The sequence below is a fragment of the Paenibacillus sp. YAE3 genome (assembly GCF_057546105.1).
The window spans coordinates 345,136-365,641 of sequence record NZ_BAAIYF010000002.1 but is presented as its reverse complement, the minus strand read 5'-3'; the positions used below and the strand labels follow the sequence as shown (position 1 = coordinate 365,641).

Annotated in this window: 18 protein-coding genes and 1 pseudogene; 18 read left to right on the top strand and 1 reads right to left on the bottom strand. The window is 53.9% G+C overall.

Going from position 1 to position 20,506, the window contains the following annotated elements; translation table 11 throughout:
* Positions 1-44: 44 nt before the first annotated feature.
* From AC27KL_RS04510 to AC27KL_RS04490, 5 genes are all read left to right on the top strand, one after another.
* Positions 45-911, top strand: coding sequence for a carbohydrate ABC transporter permease (locus AC27KL_RS04510; RefSeq protein ID WP_487168992.1), 867 nt, complete (start codon positions 45-47; stop codon positions 909-911).
* A gap of 55 nt (positions 912-966) precedes the next feature.
* Entirely contained in the window at positions 967-2,346 is a 1,380-nt protein-coding gene (locus AC27KL_RS04505) for an extracellular solute-binding protein (protein ID WP_339324427.1), read from the top strand.
* A gap of 87 nt (positions 2,347-2,433) precedes the next feature.
* Positions 2,434-3,264 carry a sugar phosphate isomerase/epimerase family protein gene (locus AC27KL_RS04500; RefSeq protein ID WP_340999426.1) on the top strand — a complete coding sequence of 277 codons (831 nt, stop codon included), beginning with the start codon at positions 2,434-2,436 and terminating at the stop codon, positions 3,262-3,264.
* Between the two features lie 31 nt (positions 3,265-3,295).
* On the top strand, positions 3,296-4,255 hold the full coding sequence (locus tag AC27KL_RS04495; RefSeq protein WP_487168991.1) for a Gfo/Idh/MocA family protein: 960 nt from the start codon (positions 3,296-3,298) through the stop codon (positions 4,253-4,255).
* Positions 4,256-4,590: 335 nt separating this feature from the next.
* The gene (locus tag AC27KL_RS04490; RefSeq protein ID WP_487169141.1) at positions 4,591-5,694 is read left to right on the top strand and encodes a 5-methyltetrahydropteroyltriglutamate--homocysteine S-methyltransferase; all 1,104 of its coding nucleotides are present in this window, start codon (positions 4,591-4,593) and stop codon (positions 5,692-5,694) included.
* 164 nt (positions 5,695-5,858) lie between these two features.
* On the opposite strand, the gene AC27KL_RS04485 is transcribed toward AC27KL_RS04490, so the two are convergent.
* On the bottom strand, positions 5,859-6,092 hold the full coding sequence (locus AC27KL_RS04485; protein ID WP_339324430.1) for a hypothetical protein: 234 nt from the start codon (positions 6,090-6,092) through the stop codon (positions 5,859-5,861).
* Positions 6,093-6,466: 374 nt separating this feature from the next.
* On the opposite strand from AC27KL_RS04485, the gene AC27KL_RS04480 reads away from it, so the two are divergent.
* The 13 genes and pseudogenes from AC27KL_RS04480 (at position 6,467) to AC27KL_RS04420 (ending at position 20,473) form a co-directional block, all read left to right on the top strand.
* A complete protein-coding gene (locus AC27KL_RS04480; RefSeq protein ID WP_036708118.1) occupies positions 6,467-7,327 on the top strand; it encodes a MurR/RpiR family transcriptional regulator in 861 nt (286 codons plus the stop codon).
* Between the two features lie 319 nt (positions 7,328-7,646).
* Positions 7,647-8,561, top strand: a complete 915-nt coding sequence (gene murQ / locus AC27KL_RS04475; protein ID WP_487168990.1) for an N-acetylmuramic acid 6-phosphate etherase — start codon at positions 7,647-7,649, stop codon at positions 8,559-8,561.
* A gap of 66 nt (positions 8,562-8,627) precedes the next feature.
* Positions 8,628-10,046, top strand: a complete 1,419-nt coding sequence (locus tag AC27KL_RS04470; protein ID WP_339325110.1) for an ABC transporter substrate-binding protein — start codon at positions 8,628-8,630, stop codon at positions 10,044-10,046.
* Positions 10,047-10,133: 87 nt separating this feature from the next.
* A complete protein-coding gene (locus AC27KL_RS04465) occupies positions 10,134-11,036 on the top strand; it encodes a carbohydrate ABC transporter permease (RefSeq protein ID WP_339324431.1) in 903 nt (300 codons plus the stop codon).
* Positions 11,037-11,055: 19 nt separating this feature from the next.
* Positions 11,056-11,916: a carbohydrate ABC transporter permease gene (locus tag AC27KL_RS04460; RefSeq protein ID WP_310859170.1), complete on the top strand. Its 861-nt coding sequence runs from the start codon at positions 11,056-11,058 to the stop codon at positions 11,914-11,916.
* Between the two features lie 4 nt (positions 11,917-11,920).
* Entirely contained in the window at positions 11,921-13,117 is a 1,197-nt protein-coding gene (locus tag AC27KL_RS04455; protein WP_487168989.1) for an anhydro-N-acetylmuramic acid kinase, read from the top strand.
* 32 nt (positions 13,118-13,149) lie between these two features.
* On the top strand, positions 13,150-14,115 hold the full coding sequence (locus tag AC27KL_RS04450; RefSeq protein ID WP_487168988.1) for a GNAT family N-acetyltransferase: 966 nt from the start codon (positions 13,150-13,152) through the stop codon (positions 14,113-14,115).
* Positions 14,116-14,117: 2 nt separating this feature from the next.
* Positions 14,118-14,825 carry a PIG-L deacetylase family protein gene (locus AC27KL_RS04445; RefSeq protein WP_487168987.1) on the top strand — a complete coding sequence of 236 codons (708 nt, stop codon included), beginning with the start codon at positions 14,118-14,120 and terminating at the stop codon, positions 14,823-14,825.
* Positions 14,826-14,980: 155 nt separating this feature from the next.
* Positions 14,981-16,120 carry an exo-beta-N-acetylmuramidase NamZ family protein gene (locus AC27KL_RS04440; protein WP_487168986.1) on the top strand — a complete coding sequence of 380 codons (1,140 nt, stop codon included), beginning with the start codon at positions 14,981-14,983 and terminating at the stop codon, positions 16,118-16,120.
* A 50-nt stretch (positions 16,121-16,170) separates the two neighbouring features.
* Positions 16,171-17,724 (top strand): glycoside hydrolase family 3 protein, encoded by a 1,554-nt coding sequence (locus AC27KL_RS04435; protein WP_487168985.1) that lies wholly within the window; start codon positions 16,171-16,173, stop codon positions 17,722-17,724.
* A 42-nt stretch (positions 17,725-17,766) separates the two neighbouring features.
* Positions 17,767-18,696 carry an N-acetylglucosamine kinase gene (locus AC27KL_RS04430; protein WP_487168984.1) on the top strand — a complete coding sequence of 310 codons (930 nt, stop codon included), beginning with the start codon at positions 17,767-17,769 and terminating at the stop codon, positions 18,694-18,696.
* Positions 18,697-18,769: 73 nt separating this feature from the next.
* Positions 18,770-18,973, top strand: a pseudogene (locus AC27KL_RS04425) (GyrI-like domain-containing protein); the annotation flags it as partial.
* A gap of 246 nt (positions 18,974-19,219) precedes the next feature.
* Positions 19,220-20,473: a stalk domain-containing protein gene (locus AC27KL_RS04420; RefSeq protein WP_487168983.1), complete on the top strand. Its 1,254-nt coding sequence runs from the start codon at positions 19,220-19,222 to the stop codon at positions 20,471-20,473.
* Positions 20,474-20,506 lie beyond the last annotated feature (33 nt).

Sequence of the window (20,506 nt, the reverse complement as noted above, 5' to 3'; positions counted from 1 at the left end):
GTTGCAGCTTCAACCCGTCCCATTCTGAGTTAGGAGGTCAATCGATGAACACCGTGGATGCCAATTTCAAGCACCGGCGAAAAAAGATTTCCCTGAACCAATGGATATTGACGATCGTGCTTTCGCTCGGATCCTTCATTATGATCGTGCCGTTTCTGTGGATGCTCGTCACAAGCTTCGACTGGGCTGCCCGTCTTCATATCAATTTCCCGCCGAGGCTGTGGCCGGAGGAACCCTCCATCAAAACCTTCGAGGCGGCGTTTACCAGCATCAAGATGTTCCGATACATTTCGAATTCGATTCTGGTGAGCGCCGGCGTCATCATCGTCAGCGCCTTGTCGGCGCTGCTCTCGGGGTACGCGTTATCCAAGCTGCGTTTCAAGGGGGCGAACATCGTGCTGCTGCTTGCCTTGAGCACGATGATGATCCCTTTTGAAATGACGATGATCCCGCAATATTTGCTGTTCAGCAAGCTGGGGCTTGTCGATAATTATTTGGCGTTTTACCTGCCCGCCCTGAACTATGCGTTCGGGACGTTTTTGGCCAAAGCCTTTTTCGATCAGCTGCCGACGACGCTCCGGGAGGCCGCCATTTTGGACGGAGCGAAGGAGGGGTCCGTGTTCGGCAGGGTGTACCTTCCGCTGTGCACGCCGATCATCGCCACCATGGTCATTTTGCTCTTTTTGGGCGTTTGGAACGACATGCTGTGGCCGCTTCTGATCCTGAAAAAAGCGACCAAATACACCATCCAAATCGGCCTCGCGATGTTCACCTACAACAACGGCATCGACAAACAGCCTTCCATCATTATGGCTGCCACGACTGTAAGCCTGATTCCGGTCGTCGTCGTATATATGTTTTTGCAGCGCTACATTATCGAAAGCATCGCTTTGTCGGGAATCAAACAGTAAGCAGCGTTTTGAAGTGCTTCCATTCCAGGTGTGATGAAAAAGGGGGAACGGATTCATGAAAAAGCTTCTATTGCTTCTCATGTCCAGCCTGCTGACGCTTTCGCTTGCAGCTTGTTCGGGCGGATCGGATACGGACGTCACGGGCGGCGTGGAAATCAAGAAGGTGTCCGACATGAAAGGGAACGTCAGGGTGGCGTTGGCGGGATGGCAGCTGGACAACGGCATCAACGCGCAGACGGGAAACCCGACCATCGGGCTGAACGAGTATCTTGAGCAGACGTTCAACAAAATGTATCCGAACATTAAACTCGAGCTGTATCAAATTCCATGGGAAAACGTCAAAGCCAAACAATCCGCGATGCTGCTTTCCGGCGACGTGGATGTGCTGTACACCGGCGGAGCTTTTGCGTCCCAGTGGTACCAGGACGGATTGCTCCGGGACTTGGATGACCTGATCAAGGAAGATGCGAGCTTTGACCCGAATATTTACCTGGCAGGCATCATGAACAATTCCTACAGCACCAAGTCGCCCGACGGCTCGAAACAATTCGGCATTCCGGTGGCGCTTGGGCGCAGAATGACCATCTACGACAAAAAGCTTTTTGAAGACTGGGGAGTGGAACCGCTTTCCGCCAAAGCCGACCCGGCCGAAATTCTTGAAAAGGCCAAAAAAATGACCGGCAAAAACCCGAAAACCGGCGAAGATAACTACGGACTGTACTGGAGCGGCAACTCGCTCAACGGATCGACGTTCGTCGCGTTGACGCTGGCGTTTGGAGCCAAAGGCGCCGAAGGCACGTTAAAGGACGTCAAGAACATCAAATGGCATTTGAACACGCCGGAAATGGTGAAGGTCATGGAATGGCTGAAGGAAGCGGCAAAACTGCCGCCGGCCGGCTTCGTGAACGCCCAGGGTGCGGAGAACTTCGGGCTTGAACGCAACAATATCGCGATCGCGCTGGATTCCACCGGCGGCTCCACGATGAACGAATATTTAAGCAAGAAAAACAAGGAGCTGCTGGACCGGTTTGAGCCGGTCATGAACATGGGACCCAAAGGGGAAGGTTGGGTGGCGGTCGACCCGTTCGTCATGGCGAAAAACGCCAAGGACGTCAAAGCCTCCTGGGAAGTGCTCAAGTTCCTGACGAGTCCGATGACCCAGCGGTACATGTACGAAAATTTTGCGCTGACGCCGACGCTGAAAAATGCGGATTTCGTTTCCCCTGAAGACAAATACGTGAAAAAGGCGCTGGAAATCGCCGAAGTGGGCCACTCGGAACTCATGGACGAAGCCAACCCCTTCTACATGAGCGACATCGTGCCCGCGGTTAACGGATTCATCAGCAAAGCGGCCACCGGCAACGCTCCGGATATCCAGTCATTCCTGGACGATCTGCAGCAGCGCGCGGAAAAATGGTCGGCAAACTTGAAGTGACAGCCAAGGTGCAAAGCTCCCCGCGGAGCTTTGCACTTATCCATTTCGTTTTCGGGTGACGGGCGAGAGATGGGAGGAGGACTGAAGATGAAGAAGGGAATCAATCAATGGTGTTTCCCGCCGGGGACTCCGCTGAGCAAAGTGCTGCGCACCAGCTCGGCGGCCGGATTTGACACGATCGAGCTGAATCTGTACGCTCCCGGCGGCGTGGGATTGACGATGGATACGACGCCTGAAGACGCGAAAGCGCTCGGGAGGCTGGTCCGCAGCTATGGGCTGACGATCAGCAGCCTTTCGACCGAGATGCTTGGAAAATACCCGCTTAGTTCCCCGGACAAAGAAACGAGGAGCCTTGGGGTAGAATCCGTCCGCAAGCAAATCGAACTGGCGCTGGAGCTTGAAGTCGATACGATCCTCGTGGTGCCGGGGCGGATCGAAGAAAACGTCTCGTACGAGGAAGTATGGGAGCGCTCGACGATGGCTTTGCAGCCGCTGATCGACGATATCGCCGGCACGCCTTTAAGCATCGCCATCGAAAATGTTTGGAACCAGTTTCTGTGGAGTCCGCTTGAAATGGCCCGCTATATCGACCAGTTCGAATCGGAGCATGTCGGGGCTTATTTCGACGTCGGCAACACGCTGGCCTTCGGAAGACCGGAACATTGGATCCGGACGCTCGGAAGCCGCATCCGCAAAATTCACGTGAAAGATTTCCGGACGAAGGTCGGCAATTACCACGGTTTCGTGCCGCTGTTATCCGGGGACGTGGACTGGCTGAACGTCCGCCTGGCTTTGAGCGATATCGGATACCGCGACAGCTTGACCGCCGAGCTGGAGCCCTACGCAAGTTTTCCGGACCAGCTGATCTTTGACACGTCCCGCCATTTGGACGTCATTTTGGGCAAAAATCCGTATTAACACGCGAAAAAAGCGAAGGGGAGGCAGGCAAATGATCAGAATCGGCGTTGTCGGGGCCGGGATCATCGCTGCAGAGCATTTGAAGCATATTCACCGGAATGAACGGGCCGAGCTGGCGGCCGTCTGCGACGTCGCGCCGGCTGCGGCGGAACGGGCCGCCCGGCAGTACGGGGGAAAGGCGTATGATGATTTCGACGAAATGTTGGACCGCGAAAAGCTGGACGCCTTATTTATATGCGTCCCGCCGTTCGCCCACGGGAACATGGAAGAAAAAGCGGCGGAACGCGGGATTCACCTGCTCGTCGAAAAGCCGCTTGGACTCCGCATGGATGAGGTCCGCCGGAAAGCGGAAGCATTGGAGCAATCCGGGATCATCGCCGGGTCGGGCTACTGCTTGCGTTATATGGAATCCGTTCAGCGGGCCAAACGTTACCTGGAGGGCAAAGAGATCGCGATGGTTCGGGCTTACCGTTTCGGAGGACTTCCGCCGAATCCATGGTGGGTGGACCATGCCAAGTCCGGGGGACAGCTGGTGGAGCAGACGACGCACAACGTGGATTTGATGCTGTATTTGGCGGGCGACGTCCGCAAAATATCCGCCGACATGGGGCTGCTGCTCAGCCGGGACGTTCCCGGGATCACCACCCCCGATGCGGCTTCGGTCAACATGGTGTTTGCATCGGGCGCCCTCGGGCATATCGATACCGGGTTTTTTCCGCAGCCGGACGGAAGGTCTTCGCTGGAAATGATGGGGCGCAACTTCAGGCTGACCTTGGAAGGCAGCCACTTGACCATAACGGAACCGGATCAAACTTGGGTATTCAAAGGCCGGGACGATTTTTACCAGGCGCAGGACGATGCCTTCATCCAGGCGGTGGAAACCGGGGACCGCAGCCTGATTCTCGCCCCGTACGGTGAGGCGCTGCGGACGCTTGAAGTGACGCTGGCCGCCAACGAGTCCGCCAAAACGGGGCTGCCGGTTATTTTTTGATCAGGCCCGCGGCGGAATCAGGTTGCCGCAAACAGGGAACCGTACGTGACCGTTTCATCCGCCATATGGGGTGAAAACGGTCTTTTTTTGTCTTTGTGTCGGGAAACGCAATTCGCGATTTTTCGGCAAATCGGTTAAACGGAAGCGCGTATGCCGAACATCGCCGAAAAATGACGATAAACTTATGCCCGATGCGAATTTTGCAAAATCATGACTTGTATACCGCGCGGAGAAGTAGGATAATCAGATATAACGGTTTGCCGCAAAATACCATCGACATTTTTTTGCTGCTGGAGACAAAGGAGAGAAACGAATTGAAAACGGAAACAAACAACATGGCGCCGCCGTACCGCGCCGACCAAGTGGGAAGCTTCCTGCGTCCGCAAGTTCTCAAAGAAGCCAGAGCCAAGTTCCAGGAAGGACTGATTTCGAAGGAAGAGCTGCGCGCAGTCGAAGACGCCGAGATCGTGAAGCTGGTGGATAAACAGAAGGCGGTCGGCCTGACGGCCGTGACGGACGGCGAATTCAGACGCACTTGGTGGCATCTGGACTTCATCGAAGCCATCCATGGAATCGAGGTGTTTGATCTCGATGCTTCCGGCTTGTTCCATGGAGCGATGAGCAAAGCCAAAGGATACACGGTTGCTTCGAAGCTGGCTTTTCCTGCGGATCATCCGTTTTTGGAGGATTTTAAATTCCTGAAGCAGGCTGCGGGGGAGCATGTGGCCAAGTTTACGATTCCGGGTCCGAACATGATCTTTTATTCCGGCGTCGTCAACAGCCAGAAATATGCCGATCACCCTGCATACCCTGCTTTGGAAGATGCCGCGAAAGACATCGTGCAAGTATACCGTAACGCGATTCAGGCATTTTACGATGCCGGCTGCCGCTACCTTCAGCTCGACGATACAAGCTGGGGCGCGTTGTTCAGCGACGCGTTTCGGGAGAAAATCAGGGCGAAAGGCTACGATCCGGATGCACTGATGAAAACGTTCGCCGATATCACCATCGAAGCCGTCGAGCAAAAGCCCGCCGACATGGCCATCACGATTCACATTTGCCGCGGCAACTTCAAATCTTCCTGGCTGTACGACGGAGGTTATGAGCCGATTGCCAAAGAGCTGTTCTCCCGCGTGAATGTGGACGGCTTTTTCCTGGAATACGACAGCGATCGTGCGGGCGATTTCAAACCGCTTCGCCATATCCGGGGCCAGCGCGTCGTGCTTGGACTGGTCACCACCAAAACCGGCGAGATGGAAAATATGGAAGACATCAAGCGGCGCGTGCGGGAAGCGGCCGAATACGTGCCGCTCGAACAGCTCTGCCTGAGCCCGCAATGCGGCTTTGCTTCGACGGAAGAGGGCAATGCGGTCGCGGATCAGGACCAGTGGAACAAGCTGGGGCTGGTCGTTTCGGCGGCAAAGCAGATCTGGAACTGATTTTCGGCTGATCCTTCAGCGGCATGCAAACAACACGAGGCGCAAACATCTGTGCTTCGTGTTTTTTGTAGCGCCATTCAGCCGCGGCGGCCTTCGGGGCTTGCCCTCCAATGGTTTCGGCTCCTCAAAAAAAATCTCCCCGGTACCGGGGAGAACAAATTCGGTCAGATCAACGCGATCGCGAGCAGAGTAAACAAGCTAAGCGGAATAATCGCTCTGCGGTAACCCCATCCGTAAGGCGAAAAAGCCGAGGTTCGGACAGGCCCGTCTTGCTCGGTTTCCAAATACACGCGCTCCCTGTCGACCTTCACGATTTTCCCTACATGCACTTTGCCGTCCGTCGTTAATATGCGAACCTTCCGATTCATGCAATGCAAACAGTTATAATACGCGTCCATCATATCACTCCTTTGCGCTGACAAAATATCATATGAAAGAAGAGGATCTCCGGAAACGGCGGTTATACCTTCCGCCAGCGGCGAAAAACGATTTCTAAACGATAGATTTTAAGGGTCGCGGAAACGGGAGGGGTCGCATGTCCCCGCGAATAAGCGCTGACCCGGCATGTAAGGTTTATTGCAATTTTGCGCTCCGTAATATAAAATGGATTTAAATTTTAAATTGGCTGGTGAATTTTGAAATTTATTTTTATCCTGTCGAAAACTTCATGATTTTTCTATTTTTTCAATTATATTGATTAACCTCTTGTTTTTATGTACACTAGCGATTGACGCAATTGGATTCTATTAAACTGAGATGAGTAGGGAAACGTATGTCAATACACGATAACATTTTGATTAAAATTCGCGAAATGAAAGACAGCCTGACCCCGGTCGAAAAAATGGTGGCGGAATACGTTCTGCAAAACGTCGAAGAAATCCCCCATCTATCGATCAAAAACCTGGCGCAGCTGACGAAAACAAGCGACGCGTCCGTGCTGCGTTTTTGCAAAACGATGGGATATTCGGGTTACCGCAGCTTTATCGTCAGCATCTCGGCGTCGCTTGGTTCGATGGAGGAGCAAAAGGATCAGTATACGGACATCCAGCCGGGAGACGACCTGTCCGTCATCATTTCCAACACGTTCAGAAACAACATCAAATCGATCGAAGACACGTTAAGCGTCATCGATAAGAACGAAGTGGAACGAGCCGTGCAGGTGCTGCGGAAAAGCAACCGCATCGTCTTTTTCGGCATCGGCGCTTCGGGTCTGGTCGGCATCGACGCGGAACAGAAGTTCTCGCGGATCAATAAGATGTGCCATACGTACACCGACGGGCACAGCCAGTTGACCGCCGCAACTCTGCTCGACAAAGGGGACGTGGCGGTGTTTATCTCCAATTCGGGCAAAACCACGGAAATTCTGGACTCGCTTGAAATCGCCAGAAAAAGCGGGGCCACCATCATCGCCATTACGAAATACACGAAAAGCGAGCTGGCGGACAAAGCGAATATCGTGCTGAACATTTCGACCCCCGAAGTGACCATCCGCAGCGGCGCCATGGGTTCGCGCATCGCCATGCTGACGATCATCGACATCCTGTTTGCCGGGGTGGCAAGCGCCGAATACAAAAACGTGAAAAAATATTTGACCAAAACGCATAACATCATCGCGGCAAGCAAACACCGCTGACCGATGCGATCCAGACACCGGCCTTTCGCCCGAAAGACGGTGTCTTTTTTTGTTTTCCGTTGAAGGTCCGCAGGCGTACAAGCTAAAATTAAACAACAATAATTTATTTTATAATAAAATAATATTTCAAAAACTGTTGACCAAAATGAAATTTCTCGTTAATATGAAATCAAGAAGAGGATTTGGCAAATATCAAAAGTGCGGTTTTGATACACATGATGTAGGGACAGACCATATAAAAAGAACTACATATTGTGCCTTGATCCGTCTTTGGAATTTGCGACTTCCCAGAAATGAATATATGGATAGGAGGATCGCAATGGATGAGTATCTGGCGGGGCTGACAACAGAGGGTATCAATGAGCAGACTCGGATGATCGATGAATGCAGCACAGAAGAAATGCTTCGTCTCATGAACGAACAAGATGCCAAGGTTCCGGCCGCCGTGGCTGCGGAAATCCCGCAGATTTCGAAGGCGGTGGACGTTCTGCACCGCGTGCTTAAAAATGGCGGCAGAATGTTTTATATAGGAGCAGGGACTTCGGGCAGATTGGGCGTTCTGGACGCATCTGAATGTCCGCCGACATTCGGCACTGATCCTTCGATTGTGCAAGGTCATATTGCCGGAGGCGATGGGGCGCTGAGACTGGCTGTGGAAGGTTCCGAAGACAGTGCGGAGGAGGGGGTTGCATTAATCGAGCAGTGCGGGATCACGGACAAGGACGCGGTGATCGGCATTACGGCGAGCGGCAGCGCGACATTCGTCATCGAGGCGCTTCGGAAAGCGCGCGAGATCGGAGCGGCAACGATCGGCGTCGTAAACAACAAACCGTCCAAATTAGAGAACGTCTGCGATATCTGCATTGCGCCGGTGGTCGGGCCTGAAGTGATCATGGGTTCAACGAGGCTGAAAGCCGGAACTGCCCAGAAATTGGTTTTGAATATGCTCAGCACATGTACTATGGTTAAGTTAGGCAAGACCTACAATAACTTGATGGTAGACTTGAAAGCGAGCAACATCAAGCTTCGGGATCGTTCGATCCGCATCATCAAATCGGCAACAGGGGTCGATGACGCCAAGGCTGCCGCCTATTTAGAAAGCGCTTCCATGAACTGTAAGCTGGCGATCATGATGATCAAAACCGGGCTTGCGGCAGGTCCGGCCGAAGAGGCGCTGAACCGGGCCGACGGCAGCTTGAAAAGAGCAATTCATGAGTTCAATCAGGTCGTTTAAGGATTTGGCTTAAAGAAACAGAAGGTCTAATACGATTTATATTTTCAAGGAGGCTTGTTTTTGATGATGAAAAAGAAAATGCGCGTATTGGCATCCGTCTTTGCCCTCAGCATGGCCCTGACCACATTGTCCGCTTGCGGCGGCAAAGACGACAAAGCTGCGAACGTGGACGATCCGAACGCAAAAGACACCATCACGGCGCTTTTGCCGCCGGTATCGGCAAACTTCCAAGACCGTTTTAAAGATATGGAAAAACAATTCAATGAAAAATATCCGAACCTGACGCTCAAAATCGAGCCTGCCAGCTGGGAGGACATGACGCAAAAGCTGGACACGCAGGTCAATGCAGGCAGCCCGCCTGACATCGCATTCATGGGCTCCGACGGTATTTCGAAATATGCGCAGAATGACATGCTGATGGATATTTCCGATGTGGCCACCGAAGATATGCTTAAAGATTATGACGCTGCACCGCTTGAATACATGAAAAACGGCAAAGGCCTGTACGGTTTCCCGGCATACATGGAAGCTCATGCGATCGGCGGCAACAAAGAGTATTTAGAAAAAGCCGGCATCGACTACAAAAAGGTGCAAAAAGAAGGCTGGACCTTCGACGAGTTCCGCGAAGCGATCAAAAAGGGCGTCGTGACTGAAAACGGCAAAACTTCCCGTTACGGATTCGTATTCGCAACAGCCGGCGTAACCTCCAAAGATTACCTCGGCATTCTCGTGAAAAGCGCCGGCATGCCAGCCGCATTCACGAAGGACCTGAAATATGCTTACACAAGCAAAAACTTCCTGGAAGTGCTGAAGGACATCCGCGTGATGATCGACGACGGCTCCATGCCGAAAGAGCTGAGCTCCATTGATGCCGGCAAACGCTGGAACATGTTCCTGACAGGTCAAACGATGATCACCGGTAAAGGCCTCGCCGTATTCGAAAGATCCGCGAAGCTGAACAACGAAAAGCTGAAAAACAAAGACGACAGCGCTGTCAAAGGTTCCATTCCTGTTGAATATGTCGTGCTGCCTGTGCCGTCTTTTGCAGGTGCACAAGCGCAAGCAAGCGTAGCGGTAGACGGTTATGTTACATTCCAAGGCACCAAAGATCCAACCGCCGCCCACAAAGCAAATGTGGTTAAAGCAGCAAACTTCCTGTCCAGCGGCGAAATTGCGGCGACGACCAACAACGAGCTGTATGTAGCCCAAATTACGGAAAGCGGCAGAAAAGCGGCCGAAAACATGCCTAACGAACGCGATCCGGATAACAAAGCAGCGGTGGAAGCGATGCTGAAAACAGCGGTTCCTGCCCGTCCTGATATCCCTACGGATCTTGGTGCAAAAGCCATCAAGCTTGAAGATGAAGTTATCGTGCCGAAACTTCAAGCCCTGATCGCCGGCGAAATCACGCCAGAGGCGATGTACGAAGCGGTGAAATCCGCTGCGGTTCAAGCCTTCGGCGAAGACGGCATCGTAAAAGACTAGAGAATACAATTGGAATAAAGCCGTATGACTTCCATACGGCTTTCACCCAATTGCCTTTGAAAAGAAGTATGAAAGGGGTTTCGCAAGATGACTGAATATGCCAAACCGATCAAACGGCGAAAAATAAAAGGCGATGCAGCATGGGGATATGCTTTTATAGCCGTGGCCCTTTTGGTTTTTGCGATGTTTACGTTATATCCGGTAATCAGCGCACTCATCATCAGCTTTCAACAGTATAAGCCGCGGGGTTCGGAGTTCATCGGGTTTGACAATTATACGGCCACATTCAAGGACTCGTTGTTCTGGAAGGCTGTCGTAAACACCATCGTCTATACGGTTTTGACCGTACCGGTGTCGCTTCTCCTCTCTTTTGCGGTATCGATCATGATTCTGCCGCTGAAGAAAAAAATGCAGACGGTTTTCAAGGCGGTTTATTACCTTCCGGCAGTCGCTTCCGGCGTGGCGTTGTCCCTCGTTTGGCTGTGGATCTTCGATCCGATGCCTGTCGGAATATTTAATAAGGTGACTTCGTTTTTTGGCCTCGGCACGCATAACTGGCTTGGATCCAGCGCCTATGCCATGTTCTCGCTCGTTTTGATGGCTTGGCTGTCCAGTCACGGCACGAGTATCATCATTTATCTTGCCGCATTGCTCGGCATTGACGGTAGTTATTACGAGGCAGCTGAACTCGACGGAGCTTCCTTTTTGCAAAAGCTGTGGTACATCGTTGTGCCTTGCCTGAAACCGACAACCCTCTTCCTGCTCGTAACGGGCGTCATCGGTTCCTTCCAGGTATTCCAGAACGCCTACCTGATGACGGGCGGGGGACCGGACAACGCGACGACGATGGTAGGTTTGCTGATCTTCAACAACGCGTTCAAATATTTCGAATTCGGCAAAGCCGCAGCGCAGTCGCTTGTACTTGCAGCCATTATTGCGCTCATTTCGGTCATTCAATTCAAATTCCTGGGCAAAGACGTGGAATATTAAAGGAAGGAGATGCAGCATTATGTCGCTTTATAACCCTCATGCAGGGAGACCACAGCTCCGGCTCGCCAGAAACACGGTTCTGATCGCCATTCTTCTGGTATTCGCGCTGGCAACCCTGTTTCCGATCTACTATATGATTATTTCTTCCTTTGGTGAACCCGTTGAAGCCGGGGCCATGGATTACAGACTGATCCCGGGCAGTTTTTCTCTGGAATCATACAAATTTTTCTTCGAATTCAGCGAATATACCTACCGCTGGCTGCTGAACTCCTTGATTGTGGCAACCACGGTTATGGTCACAAACGTATTGTTCGCCAGCATGGCGGGATATGCGTTTTCGAAAATCAAATTTAAAGGCAGAGCGCTCATTTTCTCGCTGCTGCTGATCGCCATGATGATTCCTTATCAGGTGACGCAAGTTCCGCTCTATATTTTAATCGTCAATATTTTTCATATTCAAAACACGTATACGGCATTGATTTTGCCGGGTCTGGTCACCGTGTACAACATCTTTCTCGCAAAGCAGTTCATGAGCAGCATCCCGAACGAAATTTTGGAATGCGCCAAAATCGAAGGCTGCAACCAGTTCCAAATCTATTTCCGTATCATTATTCCGTTATCCAAAACGGTACTTGCAGTCATGGCCATTTTGACCTTCATGGACAACTGGAACACGTTCTTCTGGCCGTTCCTGGTCACCAACTCCATGGATATGCAGACGATTCAGGTCGGACTGAAAAACTTCCGTTTTGCGAACACGACTTATTTTGCGCCAATGATGGCAGGCGCGACCATTTCTGCGCTGCCGATGTTCATCCTGTTCTTCAGCCTGCAAAAATACTTCCTGGAAGGCGTTACCGTAGGCGCGGTAAAAGGCTGAACCGATGAAGCGCGAAACTTTGGATATGTATGCAAGCCGCTATGCCGTAGGACTTATGTCCGGCACGTCAGTGGATGGAATAGATGCAGCCGTGGTACGGATCGCGGACGGTCCCGGAGGGGAGATCGCCGTTTCGCTGGTTGCCTTTGAAAACAGGCCGTATCCGGCTGCCGTCAGGCAGGAGATTTTCGAGCTGTTTGATCCGGTCAAGGCTACGATCGACAAAGTCGGAAGCATGAACGTATTGCTGGGCGAGCTGTACGCGGAAGCGGCGCTCGCCGTCATTAAGGCGGCGGGGCTGAAGCCCGCGGACATCGCCGTCGTCGGCTCGCATGGCCAAACGATTTATCATGCGCCGGCCGCAGAAAAGCGCCATGGACATGACATACGTTATACGGTGCAAATCGGGGAAGGATCGGTCATCGCCGCGCGGACGGGAATTCCGTGCGTGACCGATTTTCGCCCCGCCGATATGGCGGTTGGCGGTCAGGGGGCGCCGCTAGTTCCGTTCACCGAATATTTGTTTTACAGGGAAGCGAATCGCACACTCCTGCTGCAAAATATCGGCGGCATCGGCAACATGACCGTCATTCCCGCCGGCTGCGCGCCGGAAGACGTGTATGCCTTCGATACCGGACCCGGAAACATGATCATCGACGGCGTCGTCGAACGCCTGTATCCGGGACAACTCACGATGGACATCGGAGGGGCGATTGCCGGCCGGGGGACGGTCGACGAGGAGCTGCTCGGTTTTTTAGCCAAAGAACCTTATTATGCGCAGCCGCTTCCGAAATCCACCGGCAGGGAGCTGTTCGGCTCGGCCTATGTCGAGAGGCTGCTGGGCATTGCTGCGCAAAAAGGCATGAAGCCGGAGGATGTGGTAGCTACCGTGACGAAGCTGACGGCCTGGTCGATCGGCGATGCATACCGCCGCTACGTCCAAGGCCGCACGCCGGCCGATGTCCTGATCGTCGGCGGAGGCGGAAGCTATAATCCGGTATTGGTCGGTTTCCTGCGCAGCGAAATGGAATCCATGGGGGTCGAGGTGCTGACGCAGGAGGAAGTCGGCCGCAGCAGCGACGCGAAGGAAGCGGTGGCGTTTGCAATCCTCGCCGATTATGCGATAAAGCGGAAGCCGAACAATCTGCCAAACGTAACCGGGGCCGCAAGGCCCGTCATCATGGGAAAAATAAGCTACTAAATCTCTGACAGGGGACGGAGGTGCCGCTGAGCATGATTGATGCCTGGGATGAAAAATATACGCAGGCGGTCATCGATTTGTGGAATCAAGAGGCCGTAAAAGACGGGTACAAGGAGCTGACGGAGCAAAGCTTCCATCATATTTTCGCTTCCAGCCCTTATTTCGATAAGCTGAACGCATTCGTCCTGATCGAAGACGGACGGGTGACGGGGTTTGCCTGCGGGTGTACCGGCGACGATCTTCCGCTGGGGCAAACGGCAGGGTACGTGACCTGCATCGTGCTTGAGGAGGCGAGCCAGACGGACGAACAGTACAAAAAGCTGCTGCAAGCCGTCGAAGGCCGGTTTCGGGAGCTTGGCAAAAAGCAGGCGGACTTCCTGTTTTTTAATCCAATGATGCTGCCGTGGTACATATCGGATACGCCGCGGCATGAACATAACAACGCCCCGGGCGTCCCGACGGGCAGCAGGCTGCATTCCTTTTTGCTTGGCGAAGGTTATGCGGAACGCGCCCAGGAGTGCGCGATGTATTTGAATCTCGGGCAGTTTTCCATGCCGGACGAAATCCGGGTGAAAGAGCGGAAAGCCGCCGAAGAAGGCTATCGGGTGGAACTGTTCGACGGCGCGAAACACGAAGGCGTGGCCGGCATGCTTCAAGGGTTGAACAACCCGTTGTGGGAAAAGGAAATCGGCAAGTGCACGTCGGAAGGCACGCCGGTTGTCGTCGCGGCGCACGGGCGCCAGGTGGTCGGTTTTGCCGGGCCGGTCATCCGCCAGGATAACGGGCGGGGTTATTTTGCCGGCATCGGGGTGCATCCCGAGCACGAAGGGCACGGGCTGGGCACGATTTTGTTCTTCAAGCTGTGCGAAGCGTTCAAGGCGATCGGGACCGATTATATGTCGCTGTACACGGGCAGCACCAATCCGGCCATCCGGATCTATGAAAAAGCAGGCTTCCGAACCGTAAAACGATTTTCTATCATGAGAAGGGAGTTTTAGGAATGAGCGAACAGAAATTGACGATTATGGCCATCGGCGGACATGTCGGGGATGCGGAATTGACGGCAGGCGGGGTGCTGGCCAGCCACTCGCTGAAAGGGGACAAGATCGTAACGCTTGCTTTGACCGCGGGCGAACGCGGCGTGCCGGCCGGGCAGGACATGGCCGAATACCGCCGGCAAAAGGTCAACGAAGCGAAAGCTTTTGCCGATATGCTCGGCGGCGAATCGATCGTATTCGATATTCCGGACGGCGAACTGAAGGATAACGAGGACATGCGTTTGCGCGTCTGCGATTGTATCCGCCAAGTCAAACCGAACGTGATCATCACGCATTGGAAAAACAGCATGCACAAGGACCATGCGATTACCCACAACATCGTCAATGACGCCCGTTTCTTTGCGGGACTCGCTTCCTTCGAAAGAGAGCTGCCGGCGCATTTTGCCTCCAGGCTGTATTATGCGGAAAACTGGGAGGACGCGGTGGACTACAAGCCGTATGTATACGTGGATTTCTCCAAAGAAGCATTCGACCTGTGGGTCAAAGCAACGGAGCAGCATTGGTTCGTCACGAACAGCAAATCGTTCCCATACCTGGAGTACTACAAACATTTGGCAAGGGTTCGCGGGATCGAAGCGCGCAAGGAATACGCCGAAACGTTCATGGTTCCGGAAGAAACGAAACGCGTGCTGAAGAGCGATCTGTTGTAGGAAAAGGATAGAAAAAATGACTGCCTGCAGGGCAGGATTCGGCAAGCTGGCGCTTGTTTGAATTCTGCGAAGCCGCACCATTTCCGGACGGAATGGACTTTTGCGGAGCGGCAGTCATTTTTTTCAAAAACGACATGCGATAGGGGGAAGCAGCGATGATTTTGAACGGAATCGACACGGTCATGGAAGCCGCCCATGTATTAAAAGGAAAAAGACTTGGCCTGATTACCTCGCCGACCGGACTCAATAAAGACTTTGTATCGACGATCCAGATTTTGCACGAGCATTTTCATTTGGCGGCAATGTTTTCGCCGGAGCACGGGGTGCGGGGGGATCAGGCCGCAGGGGCGATGGTCGAAACGTATTCCGACCCGATTACGGGCGTGCCGGTATACAGCTTGTACCGCAAGGACTCCAAACGTTTAAGCCAAGAAATGCTGGACGAAGTGGACACGGTCGTTTACGACATTCAGGATGTGGGCACGCGTTATTATACGTTTATTTACACGATGTTGTACGCATTGGAAGACTGCGCGAAAGCAGGCAAGGAAATCGTCGTATTGGACCGGATCAACCCGCTGGACGGCGTGACGGTCGAAGGGAATATATTAAAACCGGGATTCGAATCGTTCGTCGGCAATTATCCGCTTGCCGTCCGCTACGGCTTGACCGCCGGCGAGGTGGCGATGATGGCCAATGACCAGAAGGGCTGGAACGCCAAGCTGCATGTGATCCGCTGCCAAGGCTGGGACCGCCGCATGCTTTTCCCGGAAACCGGGCGCATTTGGGTCATGCCGTCCCTCGGAATTCCACGGTTCGAATCGGCGCTTGTTTATCCCGGCACCTGCCTGTTCGAAGGGACGAACCTGTCGGAAGGCCGGGGCACGACCGCTCCGTTCGAGATCATCGGCGCGCCGTTCATCCAGGCCGAGCGGTTGGCCGACGAGATGAATGCGCAGAAGCATCCGGGGGTTATGTTCCGTCCGGTGTACTTCAAGCCGTCGTTTTCGAAATTCCAGGGCGAGCAATGCGGCGGAGTTCAGCTCCACATCACGGACGTCCGGGCGTTCCGCCCGCTGGAAACCGGTGTCCGCCTGATGTTTACGATCAAAAACAACTATGAACCGTTTTCGTTCCTGCCGCCGGTCAGAGAAAATTCCAGGCCGTTTATCGATTTGCTCGGCGGAGACAACATGTACCGGGATGAGCACGTGGACGTTCCGGCGCTGCTCGAGCAATTCCGCGAAGAAAGCCGCCGGTTCGAAAAGCTGAAGGCGGAATACCATCTGTATTGATTCGATAAAACCTAGCAAATCCGAAAAGAAATAAAGGAGCCGGTATCCGGATGAGACAACTGACATTAAGAGAAAAAATCGGCCAGCTGATCGTGGCGGGTTTTCCAGGACCTGAGATTGATGAAGAAACGCAGCGTCTGCTTGCGGAATATAAAATCGGAAACATCATTTTGTTCGCGCATAACGTCGTCAACCGCGAGCAGCTGAAAGGCCTGTGCGCGGAGCTGCAGCGAAGCATTACCGAACATACGGGGCACGCGGCGCTGATCTCGATCGACCAGGAAGGGGGGCGGGTCACGCGCCTGCCGAAGGATGCGGTCAACGTGCCGGGGGCGATGGCGATCGCCTCGACGGGCCGCCCCGAAAACGCCTATGCGGCAGGACGGATAACGGCCCGCGAAATGCGCGCGCTCGGAATCAACTTTAACCTTGCGCCCGTGCTGGATATCAACAACAATAAGCAAAATCCGGTCATTAACGTGCGCTCTTACGGCGATACGGCGGAAGTCGTGACCGAATACGGGCTGCAAATGCTGCGCGGGCTCAAGGATGGCGGCGTGCTGGCTGCCATCAAGCATTTTCCGGGGCATGGCGACACGGCGGTGGATTCCCATCTGGGGCTGCCTTCGATCGACAAATCGCTGGAAGCGCTGGCCGAGCTTGAACTGAAGCCGTTTCAGGCGGCCATCGACGGCGGGGCGGAGTGTCTGACCAGCGCGCATATTTTATTCCCTTCCATCGAAAAAGATCAGGTTCCGGCCACGATGTCCAAAACGATTATTACCGACCTGCTCAAGCATCAAATGGGTTATGACGGACTGGTCATCTCGGACTGCCTGGAAATGGATGCCATCCAAAACTATTACGGAACCGCCGAAGGCGCGGTCGGAGCGCTGAAGGCCGGGGTTCACCTGCTTTTTATCAGCCATAGCGCGCAACTCGTGAAGGATGCGGTCCGCCGGATCGAACACGCGGTGGAAACCGGAGAGCTGCCGATTGACATCCTTGACGAAGCCGTGGAAAAGGTGCTGTTTTATAAGGCGAAATACGGGGTGGTGAAAGACGGGGAAATGACCGAAGCGGAACATGAGGTGAATCGGCGGGCGGCGGAGGCGATCAGCCTGGAAAGCATCTGCCATGTCGGCAGTACGCTTGTGCCTGTGCGGAAGGATGCTTCGGATACGATCGTGATCGGCAGCCTGCCATATCGCCCGGATCAGGCTTCAAGCAAGGCGAGCGCCGAATTGTCCTTCCCGGCGGAAGCCGCGGCGGCTTTGGGCGTCGAGCATGTGATGACGGACATCAATCCGGACGAAGCGGAGCAAAAGCGGATTGCGGACGAAATCAAACATGTTCCGAACGTCATTATCGGCCTTTACAACGGATGCGATCATCAGGGGCAAATCGGGCTTGCGAACCGGCTGCTCCGGGAAGGCCACCGGGTAACCGCGGTGGCGCTCGGTAAGCCGTACGATTTGGAGCTGCTGGAAGCGGGCGTTTGCGGATTGGCCGCTTTCGAATATACCCGGTTGTCCATTCGTTCGGTCATCCGCATTTTAAGCGGGGAAGCAGCGCCGACCGGCAAGATCAGCTTGCGCAACTAAAGAACGGCCGCAGCTGTTGTCGAAAATCAAACGAAGGATGTGATGAGAACGATGAAATATGCGGCCGGCTTGGACGGGGGAGGCACGAAAACCGCCGTCACGATCGTGGACGAAAACGGCAGGGCGGTAAAGACGTTTGCCTCCGGCGCCATCAACTATAACGGTCAGGACGAAGAAAGCGTCGGCGCTTCCCTGCGGGAGATGATGGAAACCATCGGGGCGGCATGCGGAGGGCTCGAAAACTGCGGTGAACTATGCGTCGGGGCAGCCGGAGTAAGCAATCCGAGCGTCGTCGGCAGGCTGACCGGACAAATCCGGGACGCGGGTTATCCGGGAGGTCTGCACATCACCGGCGATCACGAGACCGCTTTGTACGGGGCCCATCAGAAAAATTGCGGCATGATTCTGATCGCCGGTACCGGCTCCATCGGACTCGGCAAAAACGAAGCGGGGCAATCGCATCGAACGGGAGGATTCGGGCACCTGATCGACGACGAAGGAAGCGGCTACGCGATCGGGCGCGATTTGCTGGCTGCCGTCGTGCAGGCGCATGACGGGCGGATTCCGGACACGATCATTAAAGAGCTTGTCTACGGGCAGCTCGGCATCGGATCGGTACAGGACATCGTAGGTTTTGTCTACGACAAAAGCAGAAACAAAAAAGAAATCGCTGCACTGGCCCCGATCCTCTCCGAAGCCTGCGCGGCGGGAGACGAGGCGGCGCTCGATATCGCCGATAACTGTGCGTCATCCCTGCTGAAGCTGGTCATTCCGGTGGCCGAAACGCTTTCGCTGCAGGAAGGCAGCCTTGCCATGGCTGGCAGCGTGCTGCTCAAAAACGGCTTCGTTAGAACGAAGTTCCAAGAGAAGCTTCGCGCGCGTTACCCCAGAATGGAGTGCATCACGCCCAAAAGCGATGCATCCACGGGAGCTGCCTTGATGGCGTTGGAACGGATGCGTTCGAAACCGTGAATGCCGGCCCGGGACGGAAAATCATTTCCGCCCGGGCTGTTTTTAATAGAAGAGAGTCGGCTCGGAAGCTTTTACGTACATGGCTTGCGTTCCCGTGAGAAGCGTCGAAGATCTGCCGGAATCGATAGCGGCCGGAACGATTCCAAAAAGGGAGTACGTGGTCGTCGCCCATATAGGCAAGCTGGATTCTTTGGGCAATGCTTTTGATCATATATACGGAAGCCGGCTGCCGAAATCCGGATATGGCCTGGCCGAGGTCCAAAAAATCAAGGATTGACAGGACAACGTAAAAGGCTGCTTTGCGTATTTCCCTATGATGAAATAGGTGCATAGGCTGGAAGTAAAGATAACTTCTGGCCTATGTTTTTTTTGACCAAAATGCGGCTGCGGTCCAGCCCCATACCGAAAAATTCAGGATATAATTGGAAAAAGTCGTGAATAGCCTGATGATGGATGCGTACGGATGGTCGACGCGGCAAAAACGTCTCGAGCGAATACGCAGGAAAAGGAGTGAAGGCAAAACATGCGAGCTGTTTATAAGAAAACCGGCGCCGGATTGCTGCTGTTCTTCGCGTTGCTGCTGGCAACCGGTGTTTGGGGAATGAAGCAGGCTTATGCGGCTGCGGCGGCACCGATCAAGGTGGCGGTCGATACGCAATGGGTATCCTTTTCGGTCGATCCGCTGCTGGACGGCGGTTCGACGCTGGTCCAGATGCGCCCTTTGTTTGAAACGATGGGCATTGCATTGACATGGAATCAGCAGAACCAAACGATTACGGGACAAAAAGGTTCCATGTCGTTCACTTTGAAGGTAGGCAGCACAAAGGCCGTTTTAAACGGGAAAGAAATCAAGCTCGATAAGCCGGCTCGGGTCGTCCGAGGGAATACCTTGGTACCGCTGCGGTTCGTGGGGGAGGCGACGGGCGGTTTGGTGGTGTGGGATCCCAAAAACCGCGAAATCACGATATTTTCGGAGCAAATGCTGAGCCAGCTTGGCCTCACCAAAGAGCAGGCTGCGGAAATACTCGCTAAAAACGGGGACATGACGACATCGAACCCGCCGAAGGATCCTCCCGGGACGGGACAGACCGGAAGCGGCGATGAAGAAACCGCTCCGGCTTCCCCGGTCAAGCTCGACAAGCTCCAAGGCATGTACGTCGGCATGCGGCCCGATCCGGGAGGTTACGAATGCGGCGGTGCATGCTGGGATTATTACACGTTCCTTCCGGGGCAAAAAGTCGTCGTAGGCGAGCCCGTCTCCGGCGGGCCGGAAACGATCGACTGCTCCAAGCAGGCCTGCAGCGCCTACAGCATCAAAAATAATCGCCTGACGTTAAATAACGGCAAGTCCTATGCGATCCGGGTGTCGGCCAAAGGAAACCTGTTCATCGAGGACGTTCAGCTGGAGCCCGTGAAACCCGTCGCAGCCCATTTCAAGCTTAGCGGCAGCTACGTCTACCGGGGTTATTCGGGCATGGCCGGCGCCAATTCGGCCTCTTCGGCTTGGGAAGAGTGGATCACCTTCCAAACGGACGGCACGTTCAAAAGCGACAATCTCGCTTTGGGGACGCTGGATACGGGGGCAGGCACAACCAATTCCTCATCGGGCGTAAGCGGCACGGGAACGTACGACATCTCGGGCAATACGATCACGCTTAAATTTTCCGACGGCAAAACGAAACGTTTCGTGTTTTTCGTCCACGCGGGAAAAGACGGGAAACCCAACCCGCAGGACATCCAAATCGGCGACCGCAATTTTTACGTGGATAACGATTGAGGTATTGAACGCAGGGACAATTTTGGAAATTGG